Source organism: Paraburkholderia sp. BL18I3N2, assembly GCF_003001875.1.
Classification (GTDB): Bacteria; Pseudomonadota; Gammaproteobacteria; order Burkholderiales; family Burkholderiaceae; genus Paraburkholderia; species Paraburkholderia phytofirmans.
In genome coordinates, this window is sequence record NZ_PVNC01000001.1 from 1,233,750 (window position 1) to 1,255,153 (window position 21,404).

The window sequence follows — 21,404 nt, forward strand, 5'->3', positions numbered from 1 at the left end:
ACCATGGAACCGTTCATCTATAACGGACTGCCGTCACGCGTGATTTTCGGCGCGGGGAGTCTCGACCAGCTCGATCGCGAGATCGGTTTGCTCGGCGCCACGCGGGCGATCGTGCTGTCCACGCCGCAACAGCGTGCGCAGGCCGAAGCGCTCGCGGCAAGTCTCGGCTCGCGGGCGGCAGGCGTGTACGCCGAAGCCGTGATGCACGTGCCAGTCGAAACCGCTCGCGCGGCACGCGACTTCGCCGCAAGCGTCGGCGCCGATTGCGCGATCGCGATAGGCGGCGGTTCCACCACAGGGCTCGGCAAGGCGATTGCGCTCGAAACCGCGCTACCGATCATTGCGATTCCGACCACGTATGCGGGCTCCGAGATGACACCGATCTACGGCCTCACCGAGGGCGGCGTCAAAAAGACCGGCCGCGATTTGCGTGTGCTGCCGAAGACGGTGATCTACGACCCGGAATTGACGACGTCGCTGCCGCCCGCGTTGTCGCTGACGAGCGGCATCAACGCCATCGCCCACGCGGCGGAAGGGCTCTACGCACAGGACGCGAATCCGATCGTCAGCCTGATGGCGGAAGAGGGCATTCGCGCGCTCGGTCAGGGACTGCCTCGCGTGATGCAACAACCGGAAAACCTTAGCGCACGTGGCGATTGCCTGTACGGCGCCTGGCTATGCGGCGCGGTGCTCGGCAGTGTCGGCATGGCCTTGCATCACAAGCTGTGCCATACGCTTGGCGGCACCTTCAATCTGCCGCACGCGGAGACGCACACCATCGTCTTGCCGCACGTGCTCGCCTACAACCGCGCGGCCGCTCCCGAGGCGATGAAGCGTATCGCCCATGCATTGCACGCCGACGACGCGGCGCAAGCCGTGTTCGATCTCGCACACGATCACGGTGCACCGACGGCGTTAAAAGACATCGGCCTAACCGCAACCGATCTCGATGTCGCACTCGATCTCGCATTGAAGAACCCGTACTGGAATCCGCGGCCGGTCGAACGAATACCACTGCGTGCCTTGCTCGAAGCCGCCTTCGACGGACGGCGACCCGACTAGCGCGCCCACTTCACTCATACAAAAAAATTCAGGAGACAACCATGGACTCACATACTTTCGATGCGAGGCGCCGCCGCTTTGTCAGCCTCGCGGCAGGCGGCGCGCTCGCCGCCACGACCTCGGCGTTTTCGCCGCTTGTTTTCGCGGCCGGTCCGCGCACGCTGAAAATCGGCTACGTATCGCCGCAAACCGGACCGCTCGCGCCATTCGGGGAAGCAGATCGCTTCACGATCCAGCAGATGCAGACCGCGCTGAAGAACGGCATCGTGATCGGCGGCAAATCGTATCCGGTGTCGATCGTGGTCAAGGACAGCCAGTCGAACCCGAACCGCGCCGCGAAGTCGCCAACGACCTGATCCTCAAGGACAAGGTCGACATCATGCTGGTGTCCGGCACGCCGGAGACCGCCAATCCCGTGAGCGACGCGTGCGAGCTGAACGAGATGCCGTGCGTGTCGACGGTGGTGCCGTGGCAGCCGTGGTTCTTCGGCAGAAAGGGCGATCCGAAGAAAGGCTTCCGCTTCACCTATCACTTCTTCTGGGGACTGGAAGATGTGATCACCGTCTATACCGGCATGTGGCAATCGGTGCAGACCAATCACAGCGTGGGCGGTCTGTTCCCCAACGACGGCGACGGCAATGCATGGGGCGACGCAAAGCTCGGCTTTCCGCCGGTGCTCGCGCAGAAGGGCTTCACGCTCAAGGACCCGGGCCGCTTCCAGAGCATGACGCAGGACTTCTCCGCGCAGATTTCTTCATTCAAGCAGTCGAATGCGCAGATCGTCACGGGTGTCGTGATTCCGCCCGACGCCAAGAACTTTCTCGTTCAGGCGCGTCAGCAGGGTTTGAAACCCAAGGTCATTTCGATCGGCAAGGCGCTGCTGTTTCCGACCTCGATCGAAGCGCTCGGCGATCTCGGCGACGGACTTTCCACTGAGGTGTGGTGGTCGCCTTCGCATCCGTTCAAATCGTCGCTGACGGGGCAAAGCGCGCGGCAAGTCGCCGACGACTACGAACGCGTTACCTCGAAGCAATGGACCCAGCCAATCGGCTTCGCTCACGCGCTGTTCGAAATCGCGGTCGATTCATTGAAGCGCGCAAAAGACGTCGACTCGAACGAAGCGATCCGCGACGCCGTGGCCTCGACGAAGCTCGATACGCTGGTCGGCCATGTCGCGTGGGGCAACGGTCCGGTGAAGAACGTCGCGAAGACGCCGCTCGTCGGCGGCCAATGGGTGAAAGGGCAGAAGCATCCCTTCGATCTCGCCATCGTCAACAACCAGCTCGCGCCGAGCGTGCCGCTATCCGGCCCACTCAAGTTGATTGCCTGAATTCAAAGCGGAGAGCAGCGATGAACCCAGTGCTCAGACTCACCAGCGTGTCGAAGCGTTACGGCGCGCTGCAGGTGACCGACGACATCAGCTTCGCGGTCGAACGCGGCGAAACGTACGGCATTCTTGGTCCGAACGGCGCCGGCAAGACCACGCTATTCAACCTCGTCAGCGGCGACGTGCGGCCCGATCAGGGCAGCGTCGAGTTCGACGGCGCGGATGTGAATCACTTGCCGCCGCATCGACGTTGCGCGGCGGGGATCGGCCGCTCGTATCAGGTGCCGCGGCCGTTCGGCGGAATGACGGTGTTCGAGAACCTGCTGGTCGGTGCGACCTTCGGCGGCCAATTGAGCGGCCACGCCGCGTACGACGTCTGCGTCGATGTGCTCGAACGCACTGGCCTCAAAGCTCGGGCCAACCAGTTGGCCGGAACGTTGGGATTGCTCGACCGCAAGCGGCTAGAACTGGCTCGCGCGCTCGCCACGCAGCCGCAACTGCTGCTGCTCGACGAGATCGCGGGCGGCCTTACCGAACCTGAAACGCACGCCCTCGTCGACGAGATTCGCCGCGTCAAGGAGCGTGGCGTGACGATCGTGTGGATCGAACATGTCGTGCATGCGCTGCTCGCGGTGGCCGACCGTCTGCTGGTCATCAACTTCGGCAAGCGCCTCGCGGAGGGCCTGCCCGCCGCCGTGATGGACGACCCCGAAGTGCGGCGCGTGTATCTCGGACTGGAGGCTTGACCATGGCGGCACTATTGGAGACTCATGCGCTGAGCGCGTTTTACGGCGACTTCCAGGCGCTGTTCGGCATCGACGTGAAGGTTGCGCCGGGCGAAGTAGTCGCGCTGATCGGATCGAACGGCGCGGGTAAATCGACCTTTCTGAAATCGGTGGCTGGCCTGCTGCGCCCGCGCACTGCCGAGCAGATTCTCTATCGCGGCGAGCCGATCGGCGCTGCTGCGGCAGCGAGCATCGTTGGTAAGGGCATTGCGCTGGTGCCGGAAGGGCGGCGCCTGTTCGCGAGTTTGACCGTCGAAGAAAACCTGTTGCTGGGCGCGTTCAGCAAGCGGCCGGGACGCTGGAATCTGCAAAGCGTCTATGCGCTGTTCCCGGCGTTGCGGGAGCGCCGCCATCACGCTGCCACCGCGTTGTCGGGCGGTCAGCAACAGATGGTGGCGATCGGCCGCGCCTTGATGAGCAACCCCGATCTGCTGATGTGCGACGAACTTTCGCTCGGCCTCGCGCCGGTGATCGTCCGCGAAATCTATGCGGCGTTGCCTGAGATCGTCGCGCATGGCATGAGCGCGATCGTCGTCGAACAGGACGTGCAGCTCGCACGCCGCGTGTCGTCGCGTTTTTATTGCTTGCAGGAAGGGCGTGTTTCGTTGACGGGCGTATCGGCGGAGGTGTCGGACGAGGCGATCACGCAGGCATATTTTGGAGTGGCCGCATGAACACGTTCATCAATATCGTCGTGCAGGGCGTGCTGTTGGGCGCGCTCTACGGGCTCTTCGCGATGGGCCAGTCACTCGTGTTCGGCGTGATGCGGCTCACCAATACCGCGCATGGCGACTTTATCGTGCTGCTGGTGTTCGTGCTGTTCGCGTTGACGAGCTTCGCCCATCTGCCGCTCGCCGTCGCGCTCGTGCTGTTGCTCGTGATCGCGTTCGGTGCGGGCTATGGCGTGCAGTTCGCGCTGCTCAACCGCGTCAGCAGCCGTGATCCGCTGCCGTCGCTGATCGTCACGTTCGGTCTGTCGATCGTGATTCAGAACGTGCTGCAGCAGATCTTTTCCGCCGATCCACGTTCCATCGCCACCGGCAGTTTCGAGTCGCGCAGCATCACGCTGGCGGGTGGCATCACGCTCGGCTATCTGCCGCTCGTCACGCTGGTGGCAACCGTGGCGCTCGCCTTCGCGATGCAGTGGCTGTTCGGCCGCACGCCGCTCGGCCGCGCGTTTCGCGCCACCTCGGACGACCGCGAGATCGTGCAGCTGATGGGTGTCTCGTATCGCCGCACTTATGCGCTGGCGATGGGCATCGCCTTCGTGCTGACCGCGGTGGCCGCGGCGCTCTATTCGATGCGCACAGCGGTGTCGCCGACCGATGGGCCGGCCCTGCTGCTGTATGCGTTCGAGGCGGTGATCATCGGCGGCATGGGGTCGTTCTGGGGCACCTTCGTCGGCGGTATGGCGCTGGGTATCGCGCAGCAGGTGGGCTTTTACTTCGACCCCGGCTGGGGCATCTGGCTCGGCCACGTGGTGTTTCTCGGCGTGCTGGTGGCGCGGCCGCAGGGCTTGCTGCCCAAAACCGCATAGAGGCTTCGACATGACCATGCAATTGAACCAGCCCGCAGCGGGCTTCGAGGTGCGGCGCGCGACGCGTGCGAGCCGCGTGGCGGTGATCGTGCTGCTGATCGTCGCGCTGGCGGTGGCAAGTGCGCCGTGGTGGGCCGGACGCGATGCGATGCGCGACTTCGTACAGCTGGCGTCCTACCTGGTATTCGCGTTGATGTGGAACCTGCTGGCGGGTTATGGCGGGATGGTGTCGATCGGCCAGCAGGCGTTCTTCGGCATCGGCGGCTACGGGATGCTGATTCTCGCCAACTACTGCGGCATCTCGCCGTTCATCGCGGTGCCGATTGCGGCGATGATTGCGACGGTGGTGGCGATTCCGGTGTCGATGGTGGCGTTCCGGCTCGAAGGCGGCTACTTCGCGATCGGCACCTGGGTGATCGCTGAAGTGTTCCGGCTCACGGTGGCGAACGTCTCGCTGCTCGGCGGCGGCTCGGGCACGAGTCTTACCGCATTGCAGGACGTGCCGCGTGCATTGCGCGAATCGCTGACGCTGTGGCTCGCGCTGGCCATCGTCGCGGCGGCGATCGGCTTGCTGTATCTGTTCCTGCGTTCGAAAGCCGGTCTCGCGCTCACTGCGATGCGCGACAACGCGGTGGCGGCCAGCAGTCAGGGCGTGGACGTGAAGCGCGCGCGCCTGATCGTCTATCTGGTGTCGGCGTGCGGCACCGCGTTGGCGGGCGGCCTGTACTTCATCGGCAACCTGCGCATTTCGCCCGACGCCGCGTTTTCGGTGAACTGGAGCGCGTTCGGTATTTTCATCGTGATGATCGGCGGGCTGGGCACGCTCGAAGGGCCGATCATCGGCGCGCTGATCTTCTTTCTATTGAACCAGTTCCTGTCCGATTTCGGCACCTGGTATCTGATCGGCCTCGGTGCGCTGGCGATCGTCGTGACCCTGTTCTTTCCGCAAGGACTATGGGGCTTCGTCTCGCACCGTTACGGCCTGCAATTGTTCCCCGTGGGCCGGCGCGTCGTGTTTCGCGACGCCGGCCCGGCTCAACAACGCTCGCCCGACGGCGCGTCGGATTCGCTCGACGCGGGCTCGGCGGCACACCGCGCATGAGGCCAACCATGAACGATAAAACCATCCATCCCTTAACTCAGAACGTGCTCGATACGTTCGCCGATTGCACCGATCCACGCCTCAAGCAGATCATGACCGCGCTGGTCACACACCTGCATGCTTTCGCCAGCGAAGTTGAACTGACCGGCGACGAATGGCTTCGCGGCATCGAGTTTTTGACGGCCACCGGCAAGATGTGCAAAGGCATCCGCCAGGAGTTCATCCTGCTGTCGGACACGCTCGGCCTGTCGATCATGGTCGATGCGATCAATCACGAGCGCGGCGGTGTCACCACCGAAAGCAGCCTGCTCGGCCCGTTCTATCGCGAGGGTGCGAAGGAAGAGGAATTCGGCGCCAACATCGCGCGCACGGAAGGCGAGCCGACGCTGATTCATGGCCGTCTCGTCGATGAGCGCGGCGCGCCGGTGGCCGGTGCGTTGATCGAGGTGTGGGAAACCGCGAACAACGGCATGTACGAAGGCCAGGATCCCGATCAGCCCGAGAGCAACCTGCGCGGCAAATTCCGCTCAGGGCCGAACGGCGAATACGCATTCAGGACCATCAAACCGACCAGCTATCCCATTCCGACCGACGGCCCGGTCGGGCAGATGCTCCTGGCGACCGGACGTCATCCGATGCGGCCTGCCCATATCCATTTCCTGATCGTCGCGCCCGGCTACGAGACGCTGACAACCGCGCTTTACTCCGACGGCGATCCCTATGTCAAATCGGACGCGGTGTTCGGCTCGAAGCCGTCGCTCGTGATCGACTACGTGCCGAATCACGACGCAGCCGCCGCAAAAGAGTGGGCGCTGCCGAGTCCGTTCTTCGAAGTACAGCGCGACTTCGTGCTGTCCGCTCATCGCGCATGAGGAGGCGAGGCGATGAACGCGGCGAGTCCCGATCCTCTTCAAGGCTTTCTCTGCACGCTCGATGACATTCCCGACGGCGGCGCGCTTGAAATCCCCGCTGATCGGGCTGGCGCGCCAGGCATCGTGGTTCTGCGCCGCGGCGACGACGCATGGGCATACCGCAACATGTGCCCGCACTTTTCGATTCCGCTGAACTACGAACCGAACACGTTCTGGGCCTACGACGCCGAACTGCTGATGTGCGCGCATCACAGCGCGATGTTCCGCTTCGAAGACGGCGCGTGCGTCGATGGACCGTGTGAGGGCGCATCGCTCACGCCGGTCGAGATCCGCATCGAACAACGACAGATATTCAACAACGACTGGAGGAGACAGCTATGAAACGCAGGAAACCGAAGTGCCTGGCGATCGCAGGCTTCACGTTCGCCTGCATCGCGCCGGGTATCGTGCCGAATATAGCCGGCGCGCAAAGCAGCGTGACGCTGCAAGGCGTGATCGACGCGGGCGTCACCTACGTGAATAACCAGCATGGCGGCGCCGCGACGCTGTTCGATAGCGGCGTGCTGTCGCCGGACTTGCTGACGTTCAAAGGCAGCGAAGATCTGGGCGCCGGCAACAAGGCGATCTTCGAACTCACGTCGCAGTTCGATCTGGGCACCGGCGCGACGATTCCAGGCGCAGGGCAGTTGTTCAACCGCACGGCGCTGGTCGGTCTCACCAACGACCGCTTCGGCTCGCTGACCTTCGGCAACCAGTACGATTTCATGTTCGAGACGCTAACACTCGGCCTGTACGACGGCGCATTCCTGTTCGGCGGCATCTACGATTTTCGCCAGGGGCCGTTCACCGCGCTTGGCGTGCCGAACAATCCAGCCGGTTCATTCGATTTCGACCGCATGGCAGGCGCGACGCGAGTAGGAAACTCGGTCAAGTATCGCAGCCCCGACATCTCGGGTTTCACGTTTGGGGCGCTCTATGGATTCGGCGGCGTGCCCGGCTCTTTCTCGTCGGACTCGACAATGAGCTTCGGCGCCAACTATGCGAACGGCCCGCTGGGTATCGGCGCGGCGTATGTCGAGGTGAAGTACCCGCAACTGGGCGACGGTCACGACGGCATCCGCAATTTTGGCTTTGGCGCGCATTACAACTTCGGCAGCGTGCTGGCGATGCTGCTCTACACCAATACGAAAAATACCGCGAGCGGCGCGAAGATCGACGTCTACAAGGGCGGCGCGTCATGGACGATCTCAGCGCCGTGGACGCTCGGTCTCGACTACGCGTATATGAAGGGCAACGACGTGCTGCTGAACAACAAGGCGCAACAGGTCACCACCGCGTTGCAGTACAGCTTTTCGAAACGCACCACCGCTTACGTCGAGGCGATCTATCAGCGCGCCAGCGGCGACGCGGCTGTGACGCGGGCATGGATCAACGGTTTGCTGCAACCGGATGGCGCGGCGAGCAACCGGTCGCAGACGCTTGCGCGCATTGGTTTGCGTACGAGCTTTTGACAGGGCAGCGGCGCACGGTCTCGTCGCGAAGCTTCGCGACGATCCACCTCGCTGCATGCGGTTTTCACGCCGGCCCAATGCACCGGCGCGCTTCCTCGCTCGACAAGACGCCGCGGTCCTTGCGATTTGCGGCGCTGGCCGCGTAGACGTCCTTGCGGGCGTGCGTGATGCCGAGCGGTTCGAAGCCGTTGGCCGGGTTGAATGCCATCTGGTTGATGCGCGCTTCGTCGTCGGCGGAAGCCATCGACGCAATCTCCAGCACGCCGATCGCAATCGGCGTCCCGGCCCATACCACCGATGCATCGTTGACCGGCGTGCTTTCTTCATCCACGAAGAACTGCGCGCAGAGTTGCCACTTGAGCGGAGCTTTATTCAGGCGGTTCAACAGGTCTTCGCGCAGATAGTCGTCGCCGTGACGGTCGCCGTCGGTCCCCGGCGCAGTCGTGTCTTCAGGTTGCAGCGAATACTTGATTGCTGCGGGACCGAGCTTCACGACCGAGCCCCAGAACCGCTCGGTCGTCAGGCTTTCGACGGAGTGCAGCGTCGTTTCCCTGGCAAGGATCGCGACGATACGTGCCGTCTCGACTGGGCCCAGCGTGCCGCTCAACAGTTCCATCGACGCCTGCTCCAAGGCCCCAAACGCGCCCCTGGCGATCTGGGCGACGAGGATATCGGCGAAATCCATGAACTGCACCGCGTTTCGCGCGTGCGAACGGCCGCCCTCGTTGGTCATGAGGAGGTCGGTTTCAATGCCTTCGGCGGTGAAGAACTTGATGGCGACGCCGCGAACGTCGGCGGCCTGGTCGGAGAAAGGACAGGGCTGGCCGTTCGAAAAACGGCAGGCGACCCGATAGCAAAGCGAGCGCTCCAGCTCGTCCTGTTTCGCGAAAGGACCATGCTTGAGCGCAGTGGGGATCGTTTCGAAGATCCGCAGCGTGCCGAAGGCGCCCAGCGTTTGCTTCTGATGCTGGCCGCGATCGATGCGTCCGTCAAGATGAGTCGCGCTGCTCGCGGCAATCGTCGCCTGCTGTGCCTTGATTTTTTCGACGAGCAGTGCGATCGCCTGAGCATTGTCGGGCTGGTCGATCCAGCCGGTGCCGCGTTCTGCCATGTCGGGGGAGTCGTTGGCCATGCTCGTCCTCCATCAAGGGGCGCTGCGATGGGAATGCGTCCAAGCCTGCGCCGGGATAGCGGCTGTGCTGCTGCTGGAGCACATGGACGTGCACTACATCGTAGACTACGGCGCAATCGAACTCATCATCGCTTGAGCAGTTGGCGCGTGATCGTGGCGCTCACGTCGATCGACGTGGTCGCACGCGCGGCGGTTCACCCAATTAGTGCACGCCCGACGGATTCGGCGGCGGCAATGACGGACCGAGCTTGGCGGACTCTCTGACGAGTTGTTCCGTCATCGCGGCCCCGACCGCGTTCGAGCCGCGATGAGGCTGATCATCGTGCACGAATGGCTCAGGCGGCGGCAGCGTCGGATCGAGCTTGGCGGATTCCCTGACGAGTTCGTCCGTTGCCGAGGACGAGACCGAACTCGAATCGCGGCGGTGCAGGCCGTCACGGCCGCGGCCGGGTTGCACGACGGTGGCTGTTTTTGAATCGTTGCCGGCCAGCACGGTCGCCACTGCGGGCGTTTGCACGGTTTGCGGGTGCGGTTGCGCCGGTTGCTGCGGCAATTGCGCGGTGTGCTCTGTTGACGGTTCGGGCGCGGGCGCAGATGTGATGTGTCCCCGCACAGATTGCGCGGGGATTTGCGCGGGCACGCGTGCGGCGTCATCCGTGCTCGCGCCGGGCGACGGTGCGCCGTTTGCATTGCCGGCGGTCACTTGCAGGGTGCCGGACTGAACCTTATCCGAAGCCAGCGCGGCAGAGCCATCCGTAACGGCTCCCGGATCGCGGGTCGACGGATCATTTTTGGGGGACAGTAGGTAAACGGCGAATGCGACTTCTGCTAGCACCAGGCCGACTACCAATGCTTTTCCGAAATTCCTCATAATTAGCCAACGGATGCTCAGAGCGATGCGATCGCACATCATAACCAACCGGCCGCCGGCGGTTTGTAACGAGAGGTATGCGGAAGTAACCGGAATATTCGGCGCGGAGCGTGCTAGATTGAACTTATTGCGCCATCAACGGAGTTGTTGCCATGGACACGCATTCGATTCTGGGCATGATCCACGCCGAAGAGGCACTGCTGGTCTCCATCGTGCGCTCGTTGCCGCCGGACGTGCGACGCGCGGTCGCTAACGATTTCCACGAGCAGGCGCAACTCGCCGAGACCTCGCAACTGAACCCCACCACCGACCGCGAAGCTAGCGACGCATTCAAGGCTCACATCAGACGGCTGTCGAACATGCTTGCTTCGCTATCCTGAGGAGGCTGGGATGCTCCGGGAGGGCCTGCATGCCCTATAACAAACTTTTAAAGTACGAAGCGACACAGCAGCATGCTTAGACTACTCACATCCATCCTGGTATCCAGCGCGGTCTTGCCCGCATTCGCGCAACCCAACGACGCGAGCGCCGCGCAGGCCGCCACGTCAAAACCCGCCAGCGCATCGATGGCCGCCGTATTCGCTCCGAGCGGCACGCTGCGCGCATCGATCAATCTCGGCAACCCCGTGCTGGCCGCGCTCGATCCGGCGACGGGTCAACCCGTCGGCGTATCCGTCGATCTCGCCACGGAACTCGCCAAGCGGCTCGGCGTGCCGCTGCAACTGATCGCGGTGAAGTCGGCGGGCGCGTCGGTTGAGAATGTCGAGCAGGGCAAGGCCGACATCGGTTTCTTCGCCGCCGATCCGAAGCGTGGACAGGAAATCGCTTTCACGAAACCGTACGTGCTGATAGAAGGCTTTTATCTCGTGCGCGACGGCTCACCGATCACCACGAACGAGCAGGTCGATCAAACCGGCCTGACCGTCGCGGTCGGCAAGGGCAGCGCCTACGATCTGTTTCTGACGCGTGAGCTGCACCATGCGACTCTCGTCCGCATTCCGACTTCGCCCGCAGTCGTACAGGGTTTTCTAGAGCAGCATCTGGACGTGGCCGCTGGCGTCAAGCAGCAACTCGAGAAAGACGCGGCCGGCAAAAATGGGCTGCGAATACTGGATCAGCGCTTCATGGTGATCCGTCAGGCAATGGGCGTACCCAAAGCAAAAGGCGATGACGCCGCCGCGTACCTGTCGAAATTCGTCGAGGACATGAAGGCGTCCGGCTTCGTCACGGCGTCGCTGGCGCGGCATCAGATCGCCGGCGCGGTGGTGGCGAAAGAGAGCGACTAACGTCTCAAGCGAACAGATCGGCGAAACAGAACGGCGAGTCAGGGCTTAGGGCGACGCACTCTGTTGCCCTGGCTTGCGCGGATCTCTCAGTTCGCTATCGGACCAGCCGCCGCCCAGGTCGCCGATCAACGACGCCGCATCGAGCAAGCGTGTTTGCTGCACGTTCAAAGCGGTTTGCTGAAGATTCAGTTGAGTGGCTTGCGCGGTCGCGACCGTCGTAAAGTCCACCGTGCCGGCCTGGTATTCATTGCGCGCGATCTCGGTACCGCGCGTTGCGTCGCGCACGGCGCGCTCCAGCACTTCGGATTGCTGCGCGAGGATGCGCAAGCCGGCCAGGTCGTTCTCCACGCCCTGGAACGCCGTCAAAACGGTGCCGCGATAACTGGCCACGGCCGCTTCGTAAGACGCCTTGGCCGCATCGACCTGCGCGCTGCGCTGGCCGCCGTCGAACAGCGTCTCGCTCGCCTGGCCGCCCAACGACCACACATAGTTGCCGATATGCAGCAGGCCGGCCAACGGCGACTGCGTGAAGCCGTCCAGCGCCGACAGCGAAATCGTCGGGTAATACGCGGCGACGGCCACGCCGATCGCGGCGTTCTGCGCGGCCATCTGGCGCTCGGCGGCGGCAATGTCGGGCCGGCGCTGCAGCAGCGTGGACGGTACGCTGACCGGAATGGACGGCAGCGTCGGCAGCGTGGTGTTCGGGGCTATGTCGAGCTCTTCCGGATTCTTGCCGACCAGCACGGCGATCGCATGAACGTTCTGAGCGCGCGCGACGCCCAGCGCGATCAGACTCGATTGCGCCGACTCCAGTTGTGTCTGCGCGCTCACCAGATCGGACGGCGGCACGGTGCCGGCTCTGTCCTGTTCGGCGACGACGCGCAACGATTGCTGGAACGCATCGACGGTGTGAGTGAGCAAGTCGATATTCGCGTCCGTCACGCGCAGATCGATGATCGCGTTCGCCAGCGCGATCTGTTCGGAGAGCGTGGCGTTCGCGAGCGTCGCCTGGCTCGCCTGGGCGGTGGCGGCGCTCTCCTCGATATTGCGGCGCACGAGGCCCCACAGGTCGGGCGCCCAGCTGGCGTTGGCTTCGAGCGAGCCGGCGTTGTTGATGCGCTGAAAACTGCTCGCGCCCGCAAGGCCGCCAAGTGACCCGCTGCTGAAATTGCCGGTCGACGAACGTGAGCGGGTCGCCGATCCGGTCACGCCGATCGTCGGAAACAGGGCGCTGCGCGCAAGCCGCACTTCAGCCAGCGCCTGCTGGTAGTTCGCATAGCTTTGGCGCACGGTCTGGTTCGAGACCGAGACGAGCGGCTCGAACTCATCCATGAGCGGATCGTTGAAGCCTGTCCACCAGTCGCCTTTGGGAGCCTCGGCGGCGGGCTGCGCTTCGGTCCAGCCGGGCAGTTCTTTCCACGTGGCCGGCGTCGCGACGGGCGGGCGATGATAGTCGGGGCCGACCGTGCAACCGCCTGTCAACACAGCCGATAACACGGTCGATAACACCAGCATCGCGCCGGCCAGTCGGGTGGGGAAGATCGTCTTCATCATGCGCTCGTATCCGGTGCTTCGCCGCGGCGATTCCACGGCAGGCGCGCTGACCATCTTGCTAGTCTTGCGCGCAGCCGGTCGAGATACAGATAAATCACCGGCGTCGTGTACAACGTAAAAACCTGGCTGACCAGCAGGCCGCCCATGACCGTCACGCCGAGCGGCTGGCGCAGCGACGCGCCCTGGCCAATGCCGATCGCGAGCGGCACGGCGCCCAGCACGGCGGCGGCCGTCGTCATCATGATCGGACGCAGCCGCACGACCGCGGCCTCGTGAATCGCATCGCGCGCGTTCATGCCTTCGTGCCGCTGCAACTGAATCGCGACATCGACCATCATGATGCCGTTTTTCTTGACGACGCCGATCAGCAGAATGATGCCGATCATCGCGATCACCGAAAAGGGCGTGCCGAAGATCAGCAGCGCCAATGTCGCGCCAATGCCCGCTGACGGCAGCGTCGACAGGATCGTGAGCGGGTGCACCGTGTTCTCGTACAGCACGCCGAGCACGAGATACACCACCACCAGCGCGGCGAGAATCAGCAGCGGCACGGCGCCCATCGATTGCGCATACGCTTGCGCGGCGCCCGCGAACGCGCCATGGACCGATGCGGGCATGCCGATGTCGCGCTCGGCCTGCTCAATGATCTGGCCGGCCTCGCTCAGCGATCCGCCCGCGGGCAGATTGAACGAGATGGTGCCGGCGACGAGTCCGCTCTGGTGGTTCACCTGCGTCGCGGTGTGGCTGTTCGAGAAGGTCATTAGCGCGGCGAGCGGCACCATGGTTTCAGCCGCGGTACTGTCCGCGCTGCCGCTCGAATTGCCGCCCTTGCTGTTCGAGATGCTGTTGGTCTGCTGGTTCGCTTCGGCATCGGCGTTCAGCGAATTTGTGTTCGCGCTGGTGCTCGACGCGCTTCTGACAGCCGCCGGCTGCTGCACGGCTGTGACGGTAGCGCGCGACATCTGCGTCTGCTGCGTGCCGTTCGCGTTGCCGGCGGCGGTGCTCAGGTAGATCTGATTGAGCGCTTGCGGATACTGCCAATAGGCCGGCGCGACTTCCATCACCACGAAGTACTGGTTCAGCGGGTTGTAAATGGTCGACACGGTGCGCTGGCCGAAAGCGTCGTACAGCACGTTGTCGATCTGGTTCGGCTGAAAACCATAGCGCGCGGCGGTCGCGCGGCTGAAGTTCACGTAGGTCTGCAAGCCGTTCTGTTGCAGGTCCGAGTTCACGTCTTCCATCTTGCCGCGATATTTGCCGAGTTCGGTCACGAGTTTCGGCACCCACGTGAAGAGCGCGTTGGCATCGTCGCTGGAGAGCGTGTACTGGTATTCGGCCGCGGCCTGGCGTCCGCCGATCTGCAGATCCTGCTGCGCCTGCAGGAAGAGCCGTGCTCCGGAAACCGCGTTGATCTTCGGCCGCAAGCGGTTGACCACTTCAGTCGCCGATAGATGGCGTTGCGCGAGCGGTTTGAGTTCGATGAATACGTTCGCGGTATTCAGCGCACGTCCGCCGGTGAAGCCCGCGACCGAGGCCACCGCCGGATCCTGCTTCACGATCGACTGCAATTGCGCGAGCTTCTTTTCCATGGCGCTAAACGAGACGCTTTGATCGGCGATGATCTGCCCGATGAGTATGCCGGTGTCCTGCTCCGGGAAGAACGTTCCGGACAGCAGCCGCACAAGAAACACGTTGGCCACTAGCAGGCCGATCAGCAGCAGGACGACCGCTAGCGCATGGTCGAGCGCCGTCGCGAGCGAGCGGGAATAGGCCTGCTTGAAGCGCTCGAACTGCGCCTCGATCCAGCGGGCCCAGCGCGCCTTCGAATGCGTCGCGCGTTCGTGGCTGAGCAGGTAGGCGCACATGACCGGTGTAACGGTCAGCGAGATGATCAGCGACAAAATGATCGCAATCGATAGCGTGACCGCGAACTCGTGAAACAGCAGCCCGACAATGCCGGGCATCAACAGGATCGGCAAGAACACCGCGATCAGCGAGAGGCTCATCGAGATCACGGTGAAGCCGACCTCGGCGCTGCCGCGCAGCGCGGCTTCTTTCGGCTCGACACCGGCTTCGAGATGACGCACGATGTTTTCCAGCACCACCACGGCGTCGTCGACCACGAACCCGGTGCCGATGGTGAGCGCCATCAGCGAGAGGTTGTCGATGCTATAGCCGAGCAGATACATCGGTCCGAACGCGCCGACGATCGACAGCGGCAGCGCGACCGCCGGAATCAGCGTGGCGCGCGGCGACAGCAGGAACACGAACACCACGCCCACCACCAGCAGCACCGCGATGAACAGCGTGCGCTCGGTATCGGCCACAGAGGAGTTCACGGACTCCGAGCGGTCGATGGCGACGTTCACATGAATCGCGCTCGGCAACGCCGCCTCGATGATCGGCAGACGTGCGCGAATTTGCCCGACTGTCTGCACGACATTGCTGCCCGGCGTCGGATAAACGATCACGAGCACCGCCGACTTGCCGTTGTAGAGGCCGGCATTGCGGATGTTTTCATTCGAATCGCGCACCTGGGCGACGTCGCGCAGCAGCACGGGTGCGCCGTCGCGATAGGCGATCACCACGTCGCGATACGGCGCGGCCTTGCTGATCTGATCGTTCGACGTGACGACATAGCGCTGTTCGCCCTGATCGACATGCCCTTTCGCGCTGTTCGCATTGGCCGCGCCGATCGCCGCGCGCACGTCTTCGAGGCCGATGCCGTAACTGTTGAGCTTGCCCGGCTCCAACTCGACGCGCACCGAGGGCAACGCGCCGCCGCCGAGCGTGATTTGCCCGACGCCGGTGATCTGCGACAACTGCTGCTGGATCACGGAATCGGCAGAGTCGTAGAGCTGGGCTTTGGTCAGCGTGTCGGAGGTCAGCGCGAGCACCATGATCGGCGCGCCGGCCGGGTTGTACTGGCGATACGTCGGATTGCTGCGCAGCGTGGTCGGCAGATCGGCGCGCGCGGCTTGAATGGCGGCCTGCACGTCGCGCGCCGCGCCGTTGATGTCGCGGTTCAGGCCGAACACCACGATGATCAGCGACGAGCCCACGTAACTGATCGAGGTGAGCTGGTTCACGTCGGCGATGGTGGCGAGGCGCCGCTCCAATGGTGCGGCAACCGTGGCCGCCATGATTTCCGGACTCGCGCCGGCCATATTCGCTTGCAACGCGATCACCGGAAAGGCGATGTTCGGCAGCGGGGCCACCGGCAGGCGGAAATAGGCAAGCGCGCCGAATATCAGGATCGCGAAGGCCAGCAGCACGGTCGCGACCGGGCGCCGGATGAAGAGCGCCGAGATGTTCACGGCGCGTTCTCCGGCGGTGCCGTGGCGCCGTCATTCGCGGCGCGGCGGCGGTTCTTCACGCGCTGCGCGAGGCGGTCGAAGAACAGATAGATCACCGGCGTCGTGAACAGCGTCAGCACCTGGCTGAGCGTGAGCCCGCCGATGATCGCAAGCCCGAGTGGCCGGCGCAGTTCAGAGCCGGTGCCGGTGCCGAGCAGCATGGGCAGCGCGCCGAGCATGGCGGCGAGCGTGGTCATCAGGATCGGCCGGAAGCGCAGCAGCGATGCTTCGAAAATCGCTTCGCGCGGCGGCTTGCCGTGCACGCGCTCCGCTTCGAGCGCGAAGTCGACCATCATGATCGCGTTCTTCTTGACGATGCCGATCAGCAGCACGATGCCGATGATGCCGATCACGTCGAGATCGCTGCCCGCGATCATCAACGCGAGCAGAGCGCCGATGCCCGCCGAGGGCAGCGTCGAGAGAATCGTCACCGGGTGAATGTAGCTTTCGTACAGCACGCCGAGCACGATATACACCGCGACTAGCGCGGCGATCAGCAGATACACCTCGCTGGAAAGCGAATCTTCGAACGCCTGGGCCGCGCCCTGGAACGATGTCGTGATGGAAGGCGGCAGATCCACCGCTTTCTCGGCGTCGCGGATTTGCGCCACGGCGGCGCTGAGCGACGCGTCCTGCGCGAGGTTGAACGAGATCGTGACGGAAGGGAACTGCGCGAGGTGGCTGATCAACAACGGCGATTGCGTGATGCTGATCTTCGCGATGCCCGACAGCGGCACCTGCCCGGTGCTGCTGGTTTGACTCGGCAAATACAGATTGCCGATGGATTGCACCGTGGGAATCGTCTCGGGCTTCGCCACCAGAATCACGCGGTACTGATCGGACTGCTGGAAGATGGTCGAGACGATGCGTTGGCCGAGCGCGTCGTACAGCGCGTTGTCGATCGTGGCTGCCGTAATGCCGTAGCGCGCGGCAAGCTGGCGGTTCACTTCGACGTTCACGCTCAGGCCGTTGGTGTTCAGATCGCTGGTGACGTCGGTGATCGCGGAAATCTGTTTCATGCGCGCGATCAGCGCGGGCACGTATTGATTGAAAGCCTGCTGGTTCGGCCCGCGCAGCACGAAGTTGTACTGGTTGCGCGCGATCGAGGTGTCGAGCGTCAGGTCCTGTTCGGGTTGCACATAGAGGCGAATGCCGGGCACGTCGGCGACTTCCTGCTGGATGCGGCGGCCGATTTCCTCGGCGGTGACCGAGCGGTCGTCGCGCGGGCGCAGATTGATCAGGAAGCGGCCGTTGTTCAGCGTCGGATTGGTCCCGTCGATGCCGACATACGAAGTCAGCGACACCACGTCCGGATCCTTCAGAATGGCGTCGGCGAGGGCGCTTTGACGCCGGACCATGGCCGTGTACGAAACCGAGTTGTCGGCCACGCTAATGCCCTGAATCACGCCGACGTCCTGCACCGGGAACAGTCCCTTCGGAATCACGATGTACAGGATCGCGGTGAGCGCGACGGTAATCAGCGCGACGACCAGCGTCAGCAACTGGTGATCGAGCACCCAGACGAGGCCGCGCTCGTACGCGGCGAGCGTCTTGTCGAACAGGCCTTCGCTGATGCGCTCGAAGCGGCTCGGATGACGTTGCGCCTGCGCGCGCAACAGACGCGCGCATAGCATCGGCACGACGGTCAGCGAGACCACCGCCGAGATCACGATCGTCACCGCGAGCGTGATGGCGAATTCGCTGAAGAGCCGGCCGATCACGCCGCCCATGAACAGCAGCGGAATCAGCACGGCGATCAGCGAGACCGTCAGCGAGAGGATCGTGAAGCCGATCTGGCCGGCACCTTCGAGCGCGGCTTCGAGCGGCGTCTTGCCTTCCTCCAGATAGCGCACGATGTTCTCGATCATCACGATCGAATCGTCCACGACGAAGCCCGTGGCGATGATCAGCGCCATCAGCGAGAGGTTGTCGATCGAATAGTTGAGCTGGTACATCACGGCGAGCGTGCCGATCAGCGAGACCGGCACGGAGATGCTCGGAATGGTGGTGGCGGGCACGTTGCGCAGGAACACGAAAATTACCAGCACGACCAGCACGACGGCGAGCACCAGTTCGAATGCGGCGTCCGACACCGAGGAGCGGATCACACCGGTGGTGTTCGCCACCACCGTGACTTGCAAACCGGCGGGCAGCGTCGATTCGAGCGCCGGCAACTGCTTCATGATCTGGTTGACGGTGGCGATCACGTTCGCGCCGGGCTGACGCTGCACGTTCAGCACGATGGCCGGCGTGCGGTTGTACCACGCGCCGCGTTCCACGTCCTGCGCGGCCTGGCTCACGCGCGCGACGTCACGCAGATACACCGGCGCGCCATTCTGATACGCGACCACCGTGGCCAGATAATCTTGCGGGTCGACGATCTGATCGTTCGCGTTGATCGTGTAGTCGAGCTCCGGTCCATCGAAATTGCCCTTTGGCTGGCTGACGTTGACGTTCGCGAGCAGCGTGCGCAGATCGTCGAGATTCAGGCCGTAGGCGGCGAGCTTCTGTGGGTCCGCTTCGACGCGCACAGCCGGCACGTTGCCGCCGGCAGTCGTGACGAGACCGACGCCGGGGACTTCAGAAATCTTGGTGGCGAGGCGATTGTTGGCGGTGTCCTGCAACTGCGTCAGCGACATGGACTTCGACGTGACCGCGAGTGTGAGGATTGGCTGATCGGCTGGATTGACCTTGGCGTAGGTCGGCGGCGCGGGCAGGCCGGCCGGCAGGAAGCTGTTGGCGGCATTGATCGCCTGCTGCACGTTCTGTTCGGCGATGTCCAGATTCAGCGAGAGATCGAATTGCAGCGTGATCACCGACGCGCCTTCCGAACTGTAAGACACCATCTGCTGCAAGCCGGGAATCTCGCCGAGCTGGACTTCGAGCGGCGCGGTGACGGTGGTCGCCATCACGTTCGGACTCGCGCCCGGGTAGAACGTTTGGACCTGGATGGTCGGATAATCGACGGCGGGCAGCGACGAGACCGGCAGGAAGCGCACCGCGACCAGACCCACGAGTACGAGCGCGACCATCAGCAGCGACGTCGCCACGGGTCTCAGGATGAACAGGCGGGAGAACTTCATCGACAGGGCGGCGTGCTAAGAGGCTGTGGATGCCGTGCCGGGCGCGGACGCCGGACGTGTGCGCCGCGCGGTGGACGCGGACCCGGGCGGCGCCGCCGGCGTTGCACCCGAAGCACCCGAAGCCGGCCGCGCCGCCGACGGCTTGATCTTCACACCGTCACTCAAGCGGTCCATGCCGTCGGTGACGACCACGTTGCCCGCGGCGAGCCCCGCCGTAATCACCGTATGCTGGCCGTCGCCCGGTCCCAGCGTGACCTTGCGCACCGACACCGTATTGTCGGCGTTGACCAGATACACGTAGTCGCCAGGCGCGCCGCTCTGCACCGCGGGCGTGGGCACCAGCACAGCGTTTTGCAGCGTATCGACCAGCAGCCTGACGTTGACGAACTCGTTGGGAAAGAGCGCCTCGTCGTCGTTGGGGACGGTTGCGCGCAGCGTGACGGTGCCGGTCGCGGTCGCCATCTGGTTATTGATCGCGTACAGCATGCCGGTCGCGATCTGCCGGGAGTTGTCGCTGCTGAACACGGCGACCGGCAATTGCGCGCCGGCGTTGACGCGCTGCAGCACCTTATCGAGCGCGGTCTGCGGAACCGTGAACTGGACGGTGGTCGGCTTCATCGTCGTGATGACCGCGATGCCAGGTTGACTCGACGCGGTCACGTAGTTGCCCGGGTCGACGAGACGCAACCCGACCCGGCCTGATACCGGCGCGGTGATGCGGCAGTAGATCAGGTCGAGATCGAATTGGGCGATGTTGGCTTCGTCGGCCTTGATGGCCGCCTCATCCTGCTGGACGAGAAACTTCTGGTCCGCATAGGTCTGCTCGGCGATCGACTTATGCTCGTTCAGTTGCGTATAGCGCGCGAGATCGGCACGCGCCTGGGCGAGCGCCGCCTTGTCCTTGGCGAGTTGCGCCTCCGCTTGCCGCTTGCTGATTTCGTACTGGCGCGGGTCGATCTGCGCGAGGAATTGGCCTTTCTGCACGTCCTGGCCTTCGCGATAGCCGACGGCGGTCAGATAACCGCTCAGTTGCGGCAGCACGGTGACGGTGGCGACGGGCGTCACGGTGCCTAGCTCGCTCAAAATTTCCGGCATCGGTCCCGTGGTGGCGGCGGCGACCGTCACGACCTGGGGCGCCACGGCGGGCTTGGCCGGCTTCGAGCGCAGCACATGAAACGCCACCAGCGCGATCAGCGCCAGCACCACGATTGCGAGCACGATGCGGCCACGCCGTGGACGCTTGACCTGGATTGCCGGCGCTTCGCTCATAACGGTCTCCCGCCGGATCCGTGGCATCCGCCGAACGGCGTCGATGGACGGCCCGGCCAATTGCTGTCGAAGAGCGTCATACGAACTCCCAGGATGGGGCATCGCCGTTGCCGGCGACAGGAATCCAGACAATCACGAACAGAGTCTATCCGAGTGTGGAGCTAATTCTCACGACAGTGCCTTGACGGGCGTTTCGATTTGTTACGGCCGGCCGGGCCGTGGCGCCGTGCCGTCTGCCCGGGCGCAAGCGCGGTCATACGGGAAAAGTAGCAACGACGCGGGCCGTGCCGGGGGAACAAGCGGCGCATACGCGCGCTGCCGGCGTGTAACCGCGTAACTTGACGCAACAGAACCGTAGCCTGAATGTCGGACTCGCGAACTAGCATGACGGCCTTGTCCAGTCTCAACCGACGAGGTAACCGATGCTGAGCCATCATGAACTCGCGACACTGCTGCGTCTTGCCGACACCGGTCGGCGTCTGGAGGCCATCGATTCCGATGTGCTCGCGCTGAGCCGATACGAGCTGATCGAAATCGACCGGCGCGAGGAGGGCGTGATGGTGGGCGGCACATCGACGCTGCGGCTGACGAGCCGGGGCCGTGAACTCGTGCGCCGTCTGTTTGGCGAGGGCGGCGGCGTGTGAAGGAAAGAGCTTG

19 protein-coding genes are annotated in these 21,404 nt (G+C 63.9%); 13 read left to right on the plus strand and 6 right to left on the minus strand.

What is annotated here, in order from left to right:
* Positions 1-3 precede the first annotated feature (3 nt).
* The 10 genes from B0G75_RS05625 to B0G75_RS05665 are packed head-to-tail and all read left to right on the plus strand — an operon-like array spanning position 4 to position 8,196.
* On the plus strand, positions 4-1,062 hold the full coding sequence (locus B0G75_RS05625; protein ID WP_106301557.1) for a maleylacetate reductase: 1,059 nt from the start codon (positions 4-6) through the stop codon (positions 1,060-1,062).
* A 41-nt stretch (positions 1,063-1,103) separates the two neighbouring features.
* Complete coding sequence (locus tag B0G75_RS41185) at positions 1,104-1,418, plus strand: hypothetical protein (protein ID WP_258194229.1); 315 nt, start codon at positions 1,104-1,106, stop codon at positions 1,416-1,418.
* A gap of 23 nt (positions 1,419-1,441) precedes the next feature.
* Positions 1,442-2,392 (plus strand): ABC transporter substrate-binding protein, encoded by a 951-nt coding sequence (locus tag B0G75_RS05630; RefSeq protein ID WP_258194230.1) that lies wholly within the window; start codon positions 1,442-1,444, stop codon positions 2,390-2,392.
* Positions 2,393-2,412: 20 nt separating this feature from the next.
* Positions 2,413-3,135, plus strand: coding sequence for an ABC transporter ATP-binding protein (locus B0G75_RS05635; protein ID WP_106301560.1), 723 nt, complete (start codon positions 2,413-2,415; stop codon positions 3,133-3,135).
* A gap of 2 nt (positions 3,136-3,137) precedes the next feature.
* Complete coding sequence (locus tag B0G75_RS05640) at positions 3,138-3,848, plus strand: ABC transporter ATP-binding protein (protein ID WP_106301563.1); 711 nt, start codon at positions 3,138-3,140, stop codon at positions 3,846-3,848.
* Positions 3,845-4,711 carry a branched-chain amino acid ABC transporter permease gene (locus B0G75_RS05645; protein ID WP_106301566.1) on the plus strand — a complete coding sequence of 289 codons (867 nt, stop codon included), beginning with the start codon at positions 3,845-3,847 and terminating at the stop codon, positions 4,709-4,711. The genes B0G75_RS05640 and B0G75_RS05645 overlap by 4 nt, the downstream gene beginning before the upstream one ends.
* 10 nt (positions 4,712-4,721) lie before the next feature.
* Entirely contained in the window at positions 4,722-5,813 is a 1,092-nt protein-coding gene (locus B0G75_RS05650) for a branched-chain amino acid ABC transporter permease (RefSeq protein WP_258194231.1), read from the plus strand.
* A gap of 8 nt (positions 5,814-5,821) precedes the next feature.
* On the plus strand, positions 5,822-6,685 hold the full coding sequence (locus tag B0G75_RS05655) for an intradiol ring-cleavage dioxygenase (protein WP_258194232.1): 864 nt from the start codon (positions 5,822-5,824) through the stop codon (positions 6,683-6,685).
* Between the two features lie 12 nt (positions 6,686-6,697).
* Positions 6,698-7,066 (plus strand): Rieske 2Fe-2S domain-containing protein, encoded by a 369-nt coding sequence (locus B0G75_RS05660; RefSeq protein WP_106301572.1) that lies wholly within the window; start codon positions 6,698-6,700, stop codon positions 7,064-7,066.
* Between the two features lie 26 nt (positions 7,067-7,092).
* Positions 7,093-8,196, plus strand: a complete 1,104-nt coding sequence (locus B0G75_RS05665; protein ID WP_374956875.1) for a porin — start codon at positions 7,093-7,095, stop codon at positions 8,194-8,196.
* A gap of 64 nt (positions 8,197-8,260) precedes the next feature.
* On the opposite strand, the gene B0G75_RS05670 is transcribed toward B0G75_RS05665, so the two are convergent.
* Positions 8,261-9,328: a catalase gene (locus B0G75_RS05670; protein WP_106301579.1), complete on the minus strand. Its 1,068-nt coding sequence runs from the start codon at positions 9,326-9,328 to the stop codon at positions 8,261-8,263.
* Between the two features lie 202 nt (positions 9,329-9,530).
* Positions 9,531-10,031, minus strand: coding sequence for a hypothetical protein (locus tag B0G75_RS05675; RefSeq protein ID WP_146142477.1), 501 nt, complete (start codon positions 10,029-10,031; stop codon positions 9,531-9,533).
* 320 nt (positions 10,032-10,351) lie between these two features.
* Between B0G75_RS05675 and B0G75_RS05680 the strand changes: the two genes are divergently transcribed.
* Both B0G75_RS05680 and B0G75_RS05685 read left to right on the plus strand, forming a co-directional pair.
* Positions 10,352-10,579 (plus strand): hypothetical protein, encoded by a 228-nt coding sequence (locus tag B0G75_RS05680; protein ID WP_106301585.1) that lies wholly within the window; start codon positions 10,352-10,354, stop codon positions 10,577-10,579.
* A 186-nt stretch (positions 10,580-10,765) separates the two neighbouring features.
* Complete coding sequence (locus B0G75_RS05685; RefSeq protein ID WP_181309179.1) at positions 10,766-11,485, plus strand: ABC transporter substrate-binding protein; 720 nt, start codon at positions 10,766-10,768, stop codon at positions 11,483-11,485.
* A 45-nt stretch (positions 11,486-11,530) separates the two neighbouring features.
* Here B0G75_RS05685 and B0G75_RS05690 read toward each other — a convergent pair whose 3' ends face one another.
* From B0G75_RS05690 to B0G75_RS05705, 4 genes are read right to left on the minus strand one after another with little or no spacing between them, the layout of a single operon-like run.
* Positions 11,531-13,039 carry an efflux transporter outer membrane subunit gene (locus tag B0G75_RS05690; protein WP_106301952.1) on the minus strand — a complete coding sequence of 503 codons (1,509 nt, stop codon included), beginning with the start codon at positions 13,037-13,039 and terminating at the stop codon, positions 11,531-11,533.
* A complete protein-coding gene (locus B0G75_RS05695; RefSeq protein WP_106301591.1) occupies positions 13,036-16,356 on the minus strand; it encodes an efflux RND transporter permease subunit in 3,321 nt (1,106 codons plus the stop codon). The genes B0G75_RS05690 and B0G75_RS05695 overlap by 4 nt, the downstream gene beginning before the upstream one ends.
* A complete protein-coding gene (locus B0G75_RS05700; protein ID WP_106301594.1) occupies positions 16,353-19,478 on the minus strand; it encodes an efflux RND transporter permease subunit in 3,126 nt (1,041 codons plus the stop codon). Before B0G75_RS05700 ends, B0G75_RS05695 begins: the two co-directional genes overlap by 4 nt.
* A gap of 15 nt (positions 19,479-19,493) precedes the next feature.
* Positions 19,494-20,747 carry an efflux RND transporter periplasmic adaptor subunit gene (locus B0G75_RS05705; RefSeq protein WP_106301597.1) on the minus strand — a complete coding sequence of 418 codons (1,254 nt, stop codon included), beginning with the start codon at positions 20,745-20,747 and terminating at the stop codon, positions 19,494-19,496.
* Between the two features lie 422 nt (positions 20,748-21,169).
* On the opposite strand from B0G75_RS05705, the gene B0G75_RS05710 reads away from it, so the two are divergent.
* A complete protein-coding gene (locus B0G75_RS05710) occupies positions 21,170-21,391 on the plus strand; it encodes a hypothetical protein (protein ID WP_106301601.1) in 222 nt (73 codons plus the stop codon).
* Positions 21,392-21,404 lie beyond the last annotated feature (13 nt).

Excerpts from the sequence above, each read along its gene's own strand:
- B0G75_RS05625 (WP_106301557.1), top strand. The coding sequence starts at position 4 with ATGGAACCGTTCATCTATAACGGACTGCCGTCACGCGTGATTTTCGGC.
- B0G75_RS41185 (WP_258194229.1), top strand. The coding sequence starts at position 1,104 with ATGGACTCACATACTTTCGATGCGAGGCGCCGCCGCTTTGTCAGCCTC.
- B0G75_RS05630 (WP_258194230.1), top strand. The coding sequence starts at position 1,442 with ATGCTGGTGTCCGGCACGCCGGAGACCGCCAATCCCGTGAGCGACGCG.
- B0G75_RS05635 (WP_106301560.1), top strand. The coding sequence starts at position 2,413 with ATGAACCCAGTGCTCAGACTCACCAGCGTGTCGAAGCGTTACGGCGCG.
- B0G75_RS05640 (WP_106301563.1), top strand. The coding sequence starts at position 3,138 with ATGGCGGCACTATTGGAGACTCATGCGCTGAGCGCGTTTTACGGCGAC.
- B0G75_RS05645 (WP_106301566.1), top strand. The coding sequence starts at position 3,845 with ATGAACACGTTCATCAATATCGTCGTGCAGGGCGTGCTGTTGGGCGCG.
- B0G75_RS05650 (WP_258194231.1), top strand. The coding sequence starts at position 4,722 with ATGACCATGCAATTGAACCAGCCCGCAGCGGGCTTCGAGGTGCGGCGC.
- B0G75_RS05655 (WP_258194232.1), top strand. The coding sequence starts at position 5,822 with ATGAACGATAAAACCATCCATCCCTTAACTCAGAACGTGCTCGATACG.
- B0G75_RS05660 (WP_106301572.1), top strand. The coding sequence starts at position 6,698 with ATGAACGCGGCGAGTCCCGATCCTCTTCAAGGCTTTCTCTGCACGCTC.
- B0G75_RS05670 (WP_106301579.1), bottom strand. The coding sequence starts at position 9,328 with ATGGCCAACGACTCCCCCGACATGGCAGAACGCGGCACCGGCTGGATC.
- B0G75_RS05680 (WP_106301585.1), top strand. The coding sequence starts at position 10,352 with ATGGACACGCATTCGATTCTGGGCATGATCCACGCCGAAGAGGCACTG.
- B0G75_RS05685 (WP_181309179.1), top strand. The coding sequence starts at position 10,766 with ATGGCCGCCGTATTCGCTCCGAGCGGCACGCTGCGCGCATCGATCAAT.
- B0G75_RS05690 (WP_106301952.1), bottom strand. The coding sequence starts at position 13,039 with ATGATGAAGACGATCTTCCCCACCCGACTGGCCGGCGCGATGCTGGTG.
- B0G75_RS05700 (WP_106301594.1), bottom strand. The coding sequence starts at position 19,478 with ATGAAGTTCTCCCGCCTGTTCATCCTGAGACCCGTGGCGACGTCGCTG.
- B0G75_RS05705 (WP_106301597.1), bottom strand. The coding sequence starts at position 20,747 with ATGAGCGAAGCGCCGGCAATCCAGGTCAAGCGTCCACGGCGTGGCCGC.
- B0G75_RS05710 (WP_106301601.1), top strand. The coding sequence starts at position 21,170 with ATGCTGAGCCATCATGAACTCGCGACACTGCTGCGTCTTGCCGACACC.